General features: G+C 64.9%; 7 protein-coding genes. 6 read left to right on the top strand and 1 reads right to left on the bottom strand.

All coding sequences use genetic code 11. The annotated features are described in order from the left end of the window. Window positions 1-185: 185 nt before the first annotated feature. A complete protein-coding gene (gene tig / locus BV034_RS00975) occupies window positions 186-1,532 on the bottom strand; it encodes a trigger factor (RefSeq protein WP_050023211.1) in 1,347 nt (448 codons plus the stop codon). Between the two features lie 189 nt (window positions 1,533-1,721). Here tig and BV034_RS00970 point away from each other — a divergent pair, with 189 nt between their 5' ends. The 6 genes from BV034_RS00970 to BV034_RS00945 all read left to right on the top strand — a co-directional run bounded on the left by BV034_RS00970 (window position 1,722) and on the right by BV034_RS00945 (window position 8,435). Then, window positions 1,722-2,240 (top strand): hypothetical protein, encoded by a 519-nt coding sequence (locus tag BV034_RS00970; RefSeq protein WP_050023209.1) that lies wholly within the window; start codon window positions 1,722-1,724, stop codon window positions 2,238-2,240. A 57-nt stretch (window positions 2,241-2,297) separates the two neighbouring features. Beyond that, entirely contained in the window at window positions 2,298-3,053 is a 756-nt protein-coding gene (locus tag BV034_RS00965) for a type III pantothenate kinase (protein ID WP_050023207.1), read from the top strand. A gap of 103 nt (window positions 3,054-3,156) precedes the next feature. Beyond that, a complete protein-coding gene (locus BV034_RS00960) occupies window positions 3,157-4,098 on the top strand; it encodes an ROK family protein (protein WP_050023205.1) in 942 nt (313 codons plus the stop codon). A gap of 297 nt (window positions 4,099-4,395) precedes the next feature. After that, entirely contained in the window at window positions 4,396-6,045 is a 1,650-nt protein-coding gene (locus BV034_RS00955; protein ID WP_050023203.1) for a serine/threonine-protein kinase, read from the top strand. A gap of 9 nt (window positions 6,046-6,054) precedes the next feature. Then, window positions 6,055-7,536, top strand: a complete 1,482-nt coding sequence (locus BV034_RS00950; protein WP_050023201.1) for a glycosyltransferase family 4 protein — start codon at window positions 6,055-6,057, stop codon at window positions 7,534-7,536. Then, entirely contained in the window at window positions 7,533-8,435 is a 903-nt protein-coding gene (locus BV034_RS00945) for a polysaccharide pyruvyl transferase family protein (protein ID WP_050023199.1), read from the top strand. Before BV034_RS00950 ends, BV034_RS00945 begins: the two co-directional genes overlap by 4 nt. Window positions 8,436-9,044 lie beyond the last annotated feature (609 nt).

Below are 9,044 nucleotides of genomic sequence, written 5' to 3'. Positions count from 1 at the left end.
CCAACCCGCCCCACTCCGTTGGGGGCGTACTCCCATGCGCCAGCTCAAGTCTTCTGTCTTTCGTCGTCTAGTCTGGCGTCTCCCGCGCAGCGGGTCAGTCTGGTGTCTCTGCGAAGCAGAAAGGCCACCCCGTCTCCGGAGTGGCCTTGCCAAAAATCACCTGACTAACTTTCCACACCCGCGCCTCAGTGGCTGTGGTCGTGACCGCAGTCTTCCTGGGTCGCTTCCACTTCTTCCACCACGGCGTGCTCCTTGAGGAAGCCGATGGCGTTCTCAATCAAGAGGTCTTCGCGAAGGCGCTCGATGAGGTTGTTCTTTTTGGCGTCCTGGAGGAGCTTCTTCGGGGTCACCTTCTGGCGCATCGCGATCTGGGCCAGCGCCATGCGGAGCTGGTCTTCGCTCACGCGGAGGTTTTCCTTCTTGGCCACTTCGCCAAGGATGAAACTCACCTTCACGTTCTGGCGGGCCTGCTGGGTCGCGGCGCTCACGATCTGCTCCTGGGCGTCCATGATCTGGCTCTGGTCCATGCCCTGGTTCAGCGCGTTGCGGGCGATGTCATTCGTGCGGCGCTGGGCCTCGCGGTTCACCACTTCCTGGGGAAGTTCGAACTCAAGCTTATCGGCAAGGTGGGCGATCACCTGGTTCGTGCGATCATTCTCGCGGTTCTGCTGGCGACGGGCCTCGATGCTGTTTTTCACCTCGGTGCGCACGCGCTCCAGGTCCCATTCCGGGTTCAGCTTCTTGGCGAACTCTTCGTCCAGCTCAGGCAGCACGCCTTCCTTCACGGCATCCACCGTGGTGTGGAAGGTGACGACCTGGTTGCGCAGCGCTTCATACGGGAAGTCCTCGGGCAGCGTCACGGCGATGTCGCGGGTGTCGCCCTTCTTGGCGCCCACCAGACCGGCGTAGAATCCGGGCAGGAAGTTTTCCTTCTCGCTGAGCTGGAACCAGTTGCCGTCGATCTTCTTAAGGTAAGCCGGGGCGTCGGGATGGGCCTCTTCCACGGGCTTACCGTCCACGGAACCGGTCACTTGCAGCACGGCGTAGTCGCCCAGCTTGGACTCGCGCTCCACGTCGGTGAAGGTCTGGTAGCGCTCGCGCAGGTGAAGGAGGTCGTGGTCCACATCCGCATCGGTCACGTCCACTTTCGGCAGCTTGACCGGGATGCCCTTGTACTCTGGCAGTTCGAACTGGGGCACCGTGCTCACCTCGATGGTGAAGGTGTAGTGGTCGTCGCCATGGAGGGCCTGGTCACGCACGTTCAGCACGCTCAGGATGTCGGCGTCACCGCGCTTGGAGGCCTCGTTGTAGCCCTTGCGAACCAGGGCGGTCTCCAGCTCTTCACGGATCTGGCCTTCATACTTTTTGGCGACGACGGCCTTGGGGGCCTTGCCGGGGCGGAAGCCAGGGAGACGGGCAGAGCGGGCGTAGTTGGCCGTCACGTCCTCGCGCTCACGCTGCACATCGGCAGCGGGGATCTCGATACGGTAGACGGCACGGCAGTTGGGCTGGGACTCAAACGTGATGTTCATGACGGGAAGCGAAGGGGGAAACACAGGCCGCAACCGCGCACGCGGCGGAGGGGGCGGTGATGGTATTCAGAAAATCAAGCTTGGCAAACAGGAATCAGCCGCCAGGGGGTCCGCACCCTGCCCGGCTGCCAATGAGCCGACCGGAGAAGAACACTGGATTTTACCCCGCATCCACCCCAAGGTGCGGCCATGAATCTGCTCAAACGCCTCGAACTGTGGGTGCTGCTCGCCATCATCGTGGCCGGTCTCTCCTATGTGTTCCTCTCCGGCCCCGGTGACTCCGGTGAAGAGGACGGCCCCGGCGGAAACTCAGGAACCCCAGCCGCCGCCAGCGATGCCCCGCTGAAATTCCACCGCGCCGTGGCGGAGCGCGACTACGGCAACGTCCGGCTGGACCTGGAAGTACGGGTGAAAAACGACTCCGCAGACAAGCTGGCCATGCACGCCCCGGAAGTGCGCCTGCTCACCTCGGGCGGACGGGAGATCCCCAGCTTCTTCCTCGCCTTCGACGCCATCCCCCAAGTGCCCGCCAAGACCACCCAGGACGTGCAGCTCCGCTACTGGCTGGAGGCCGCCGATCTGAAACAGGGCCTGACTCTGGAAGTGCAGGGGCGCACCCTGGAGGTGAAGAGCTCCACCCCGCTGGATATCGAGACCCTGAAAAACGGTGAGAAGACGACCTTCACCCGCGTGGACTGGAAGCCCTGATTTGATTTGAGCTGAGCTGAGCCGATCCCGCCGGGCGTACCGCAATAGCATCCTCCCATGTCACCCTACCTGCTCATCGACGTCGGCAACGGCCGCACGAAGTTTGGTCTCGCCACGTCGGACGCCATCCTGGAGCAGCGGGACACGCCCACCTCCCTGCTGGTGGCGGATACCACCCGCACTCTGGCCACCGTGCTGACCGGCTGGTCCCACGGCCTCGTGGTTGCCTCCTCCGTGGTGCCCGACGCCACGGAGCGGCTCCAGGCCCACTTCGGCAGCCAGATGCTGAATCTGCGCCACGACATCCCGCTGGGCATCGGCATCCGCTACCCCAAGCCGGAGTCGATCGGCGCCGACCGTCTGGCCAATGCCGTGGCCCTCGCCACCCTGCACGGAGCCCCGGGCATCGTCATCGATTTCGGCACCGCCGTGACGTTCGACATCGTGGAGGCAGACGCCGCCTACGTGGGCGGCGTCATCGCCCCCGGTCTGCGACTCATGACGGACTACCTGCATGAGCGCACCGCCCTCCTCCCCCAGGTGGAGCTGCGGGAGCCGGACACCGCCATCGGCAAGTCCACCGTGGGCGCCATCCTGGCCGGGGCCGCCATCGGCTACCGCGGCATGGTGCGCGGCATCCTGGAGAAGCTCCGCGAGGAGATGGGCAACCCGGCCACCCTGCACGTGGTGGCCACCGGCGGCGATGCCGCATGGATCGCGTCACGTCTGCCAGAGATCGCACATGTAGAGGGTGACCTCACCCTTCACGGGCTGCGGATCGTGGCCAATCTGCACGCCCGTCAGCCCTCCTGAGCGCAGCGGGGAATGCCACGGTGGCGCTTGCAACTCGTGGAAAATGCATTAATCCCAGCGCTCGCATTTTCAAAACTCACTACTTCCTTCTTTATCTGATCCTATGAGTGATTCGGCTCCTGTCGCCGTTGGCGTAGACTTCGGTGGCACCTCCATCAAGCTGGGCGTGTGTCGTGGAGCGGATCTCCTGGAAGTGGATGCGCCGATCCCCACGCAGGGGCATGACGGCCCCGTGGCGCTCATCCGGGTCATCGCCGACCGGATTGCCAAGCTTCAGGAGCGCCACCCCGACATCTGCGCCGTGGGCGTGGGCGTGCCCGGGCTGGTGGACTTCGACAACGGCTTCGTCCACGTGCTGACCAACGTGCCCGGCTGGAAGGAAGTGCCGCTCAAAAAGATCCTCAGCGAGATGACCGGCCTCCCCACCGTGGTGGAAAACGACGCCAACGCCATGGCGTATGCCGAGTGGCGCTACGGCGCGGGCCAGGGCCTGCGCAATGTGGTGGCCCTCACCCTCGGCACCGGCGTGGGCGGCGGCCTCATCCTCAACAACGAGCTCTACCGCGGCAGCCAGTTCTCCGCCGGCGAGATCGGCCAGATGAGCGTCCACTACCAGGGCGTGCACGGCCACTACGGGAACCTCGGCGCGCTGGAGAAGTACGTGGGCAACAACCAGATCGCAGAGTACGCGGTAAGAGTCTTCGCCCAGGCCGGTCTCGGCAAGACCGCCGCAGACTGCACCCCGCGCGCCATTGCGGAGGCCGCCCAGGCAGGCGACCCCGTCGCCATCCAGATCTGGCATGACGTCGCCGAGTGGCTCGGCACCGCCCTGGCCAGCGTGGCCTGGCTGCTGAACCCGGATGCCTTCGTCGTCGGTGGCGGTGTGGCCCAGGCAGGCTCCCTGCTTTTTGAGCCGCTCCAGAAGAAGATGCAGTCCATGCTCTCCACCGTCGTGTGGGAGGGCCTGAAGATTCTCCCGGCCAAGTTCAGCAACGAAGCAGGCATCATCGGCAACGCCGCGCTCGCAGGCGACTCCGTGGCCTGATTCCGAAGTCCGGGCATCACCCGCCCGCAGCCCGTATCCAGCAGTTCGTAGCTGGTAACTCGTAGCTGCACTTGTAAAAGTGCGGACGGGTCGCGCTCCCCTCGCGCCCCTGCCCGCTCCCAACCGCGGCTTTATCTGCGCAGATTCGCAGGCATGTCTGCGGGTATTTTCGCGGAGAAAACCCTTGTCTTCATCGGCAGAAATTCTAATTTCTCTGCCCAGTAGTACAGTCACAGCACCGCGGGCATTCCTGTCCCGCATGGCTGCCCGCCGCGCCATGCGGTGTTTCCTCTCGTCATGAACCTAGATCCACAGGACGCAGACGATCCCTTCCGACTAGGCAGATTCGAGCCTCCTTCGATCGAGGAGCTCAACGGATTGATCCCGGACTACGAGTTCGTCACCTTGATCGACCGCGGCGGCATGGGTGCGGTGTACCAGGCCATGCAGAAGGCCCTGAACCGCATCGTGGCCGTGAAGATGCTGCCCCCCGCCCTGCGCAACCGCCGCGTCTTCGCCGAGCGCTTCCATCGTGAGGCCCGCATCCTGGCGAAGCTGAGCCACCGCCACATCGTCTCCATCTACGACTACGGCGAGATCCCCGGCGGCGGCAGCATGTTCTACGCGATGGAGTACGTGAAGGGGACGAACCTGCGCCACCTCATGCGCAAGGGGGACATGTCCTCCCGGCAGATGCTGACCATCGTCACCCAGATTTGCGATGCGCTCCAGTACTCCCACCACAAGGGCGTCATCCATCGCGACGTCAAACCGGCCAACATCCTCATCGACGAACAGGGCAATGTGAAGGTGGCCGATTTCGGTCTGGCCAAGAAACTCGGCCTGGATGCCGACGGGCAGGGCCTCACCTCCGCCAGCGATGCCCTGGGCACGCCGGACTACATCGCGCCAGAGGCGATGACCCGCGACCAGCAAGTGGACCACCGCGCCGACATCTACTCCCTGGGCGTGATGCTCTACGAAATGCTCACCGGCAGCGTGCCCCGCGGCCTGGGCTGGGATCCCCCCTCCCGCGCTGCCGGAGCGGATGCGCGACTGGATGTGGTGGTCAGCACCGCCCTCCAGACCAATCCCAACAAACGCTACCAGCAGGTGAGCGATGTGAGCCGCGCCCTCCAGGGGATGCTGGACAACGGCCCCATCAAGCAGACCACCCCCGGAATCTCGGCCAAGGTGGATGCGGGAGCGGTGACCAAGCCCTACTCCCACCTGCCCGCTCCGGGCCCCCTGCCACCCGCGCATCGTCGCATGCGCGCCTGGGGCGGCGGAGTGATCGCGCTCTTCATGCTCATCGCCAGCGGGAAGCTGGCCATGGACGGCACGCTCATGCAGTTCTTCGCCCCTGGGCCCACCCCCATTCCCTTCCAGCCGGAAGACCCTGCCCGGCCGCCGGTCAGCCAGCAGGCCCGGCAGCGCGCCCTGGCGGAGTGGGTCATCAACCACGGCGGCATGGTGAATGTCAGCCTGAAGCCCGATGCCGCCGCTCTGGAAGCACCCGCCGGCCGCCCGATGGGGGACAAGGCTGACATCCGCGACATCGCCAGCCTCCCCAAGGGCGACTTCGAAGTCTGGCGGGTGAGCGCGGCGCAATGCGACTATTTCAACGACGCCGATATGGCCGAGTTGATCAGGCACTGCGAGCACGTCGACACCATCAACAATCTCAATCTGCACGGCACGCAGATCTCCCCCTCCAGCCTCGCGCTCCTCATCAAGCTGGCCCCCCACCTGACCCATCTGCGCCTGACCAACACCGTGGCGTTTACCGAGGACAGCGTTCATTTTCTGAAGGCGTGCACCAACCTCACGCATCTTTTTATCACCACCTCCGCGTCGGATCCCATGAACCTGGACGTGGCTGCAGACATGCGCTTGGTACAAAAGATGCAGGAATTTCTGCCAAACTGCCGCATTGCTGTGGAGTAACTGAAGTTCTTGAAGTACATTGTCTCCGCCAAGATGAAGAACGCCAAACACCTACTCACCGAGGGTCGTCGTGTCCGTCGCCCGGCCCTGCCTGCCAAACTGAAAGCACGCGCGATCACCCTGCCCCCGCCGCAGAAGACGCCCGGCGCCAGCACCCCGACCGCGCTCCATGCAGCGATGCCGACGTCCATGGCGGTGGTGCCCAGTGGCACCAGTTTGTTCCGCAGGCTGTTCTCCTTTGGCTCCACGCCCAAGGCCATGCTGACGACCGAGACCATCCGCTCCAGCGCCCACGGCAAAAAAGGCCGCGTGCTCTGGATCGGTGATGCCGTGGTCCCCACTGGCTTCGGCACCGTGACCCACTCCATGCTGCAGCATCTCTGCCAGGACTGGGACGTGGTCGTCTCCGGCGTGAACTACGACGGCAGCCCGCACTCCCACCCCTACACCATCCTGCCCGCCTGCCAGGGCGGCGACATGTGGGGCATCGATCATTTCCGCGAACTCTGCGCCCGGCACAAGCCCGACGCCGTCATCATCAACAATGACTGGTGGAATGTCGCCGCCTTCCTCCGGGAGGCCCCCGCCAGCGTGCCCGTCATCGCCTACATGCCTGTTGACGGTGCGAACCTCAACCCCGCCGTGATCCCGCAGCTCAACCAGCTGGCCGCCGCCGTGTGGTACACGCACTTCGGCCATCGCGAGGCGGTCAACGCCGGTTTCCGCGGCCCCCGGCACGTCATCTCCCACGGCCTGGACACCCGCCAGTTCCGCCCGGTGGACCGCAGCGTCGCCCGTCGGCTCCTTGAACTCCCCGTGCTGGAGAACGCCTTCATCGTGGGCAACGTGAACCGCAACCAGCCCCGCAAGCGGCTGGACCTGACCCTCCAGTACTTCGCCCAGTGGGTGCAGCAGCACCAGGTGCCGGATGCGTACCTGCTCCTGCACTGCGCCAGGCAGGACGTCGGCTGGGACCTGGAGAGCGTGGCCCGCTACTACGGCATCGGCAACCGCCTCCTCTTCACCGGCGGCGGCCACATCAGGGACAGTGTTGACTCCTCGATGCTGCCGCTCATCTACAGCGCCCTGGACGTCCAGGTCTCCACCACCCTCGGCGAGGGCTGGGGCCTCACCACCATGGAGGGCATGGCCTGCGGCGTGCCCCAGATCGTGCCCGACTGGGCCGCCCTGGGCGAGTGGGCCACCCCCGCCCTCAAGGTGCCCTGCCCCATCACCCTCGTGCACCCCGAGATCAACACCGTGGGCGCGGTGGCCGACAAGGACGCCTTCGTCAGCGCCCTCCAGGAACTCTACACTGATGCCGGACGCCGCCGCCAGATCACCCGGCAGAGCGTGCGTTTTGCGCGCCAGAACCGGTTCCACTGGGACGTCATCGCGCACCAGATGGAAAACGTGCTGGAACAGGTCATTCAGTCCGGAGCGAGGAAATCACCCACAGCCTCACGGCGTCGCGCCCTGGCGCTCGCATGAAGATCGCTTTTGTAGGAGCCTCCGGGTACGGCAATGTCGGGGACGACACGTACCCCCTCGTGTTTCAGGAGCAGTTCCGCGGGGCGGAACTGCTCTTCTTCAACTCTGACCTCCCCGCGGAGATGCCCTCCGACCTGGACCTCATCGTCCTGGGCGGGGGCGGAATCATCTACAACTCCGCCACCCCCGACCAGTCGCCCTCCCCGCACTTCCGCTGCATGCAGTTCTACATGGACCATGCCATCGCCAGCGGCACCCGCTGGGGCTTCCTCTCCTGCGGACTCCAGCTCCGCGCCCACCGGGACGAGCACTTCCGCACCGACCTCGCCCCCTGGGTTCCCTATCTGCAGCACGCGGACTTCATCACCGTCCGTTCCCCGGAATGCGTCCAGAAGATCCAAGAAATTACTGGGCGGCAGGACGGCGTCTCCTTCTTTCCTGATGCCGCCTACCTCTTGCGGCCTCCCGCTGCCGTCAGCATGCCCGCGAGCGACCCGCCCATGCTCACCATTGTCCCCTCCGGGATCATCAACCCGCACAACCAGCACACCCAGCACATGGTGCGCCTGGCCCGGTCCATGAACTACGAAGTCGTCTGGATGAACATGGGTGCGCCGGTGGATGACGCCAGGCATCTGGAAGATGCTTTGCTCCTCGAACCTACCGTGCGGCTGATCTGGAACCCCGATCCCACCACCGCCTACACCCAGATCGGTGCCTCCCGCCTCGTCTTCTCCGGCCGCTACCACGGCATGATCTTCGCCCGCGTCCAGCGCATCCCTTTTTACGTGCCCGAAGACGCCCCCTACAAAATCCGAAAGGAAGACCTGCAGGCCGATCCCGCGAGCGCGAGGGGGCATGTGGAAACGTTGCAGGCAGCGATGGCGCGGGTTCGCTGATGACGTGCCTCCAACTCCGGAGGCCTGTCGGCATACAAACCAGCCAAACGCTCCAAACACCTGGCGGCGCAGCCGCTTTGGGACTGCGGTGAGCATCACCGCTTTCGGGAGTCCAGTGTCAATCCAACGCCGTTTGACACGAACGGAGGAGCGTACACCGCGCTGCCCCCTGACACCCTGTAGGGCAAGCGCCTCGCTTGCCGCAAACGGCCCCTGACCAAGGCAACCGAGGCGGTCGCCCTACAACCCAGGATCTCCACCCTCGGGTTCCTGGACACAACATCCATAGACCTGTGTGCCCGCATCCCCCGACGCCCTGTAGGGCAAGCGCCCCGCTTGCCGCAAACGGCCCCTGACCCAATCACCCCACAAAATCCCCTCCCCATCCAACACCCCCGCCAGCCGGCAAAGGAGGCGGGGTCTCCGGCCCCGCACAACCAAACGACGACTGACTTCACTCCCACCCCAGACGGTCATCCACCCAACCAACCCGCACCCCCCCTCCCCTCCGCTCCCCTGCGGGGCTGGAACCCCCGCCTCCTTTAAGCTTCCCTCCCTGCTCTCCCCTCAAGGTTCTATCCCATCACCCAGACTCACCCCAGCCTCTCC

Origin of the sequence: Verrucomicrobium sp. BvORR034 (genome assembly GCF_000739635.1) — a bacterium.
Taxonomy (GTDB): domain Bacteria; phylum Verrucomicrobiota; class Verrucomicrobiia; order Verrucomicrobiales; family Verrucomicrobiaceae; genus Verrucomicrobium.
Note: the sequence above shows the minus strand (reverse complement) of the source record. Positions and strands in the feature narration are given on the sequence as shown.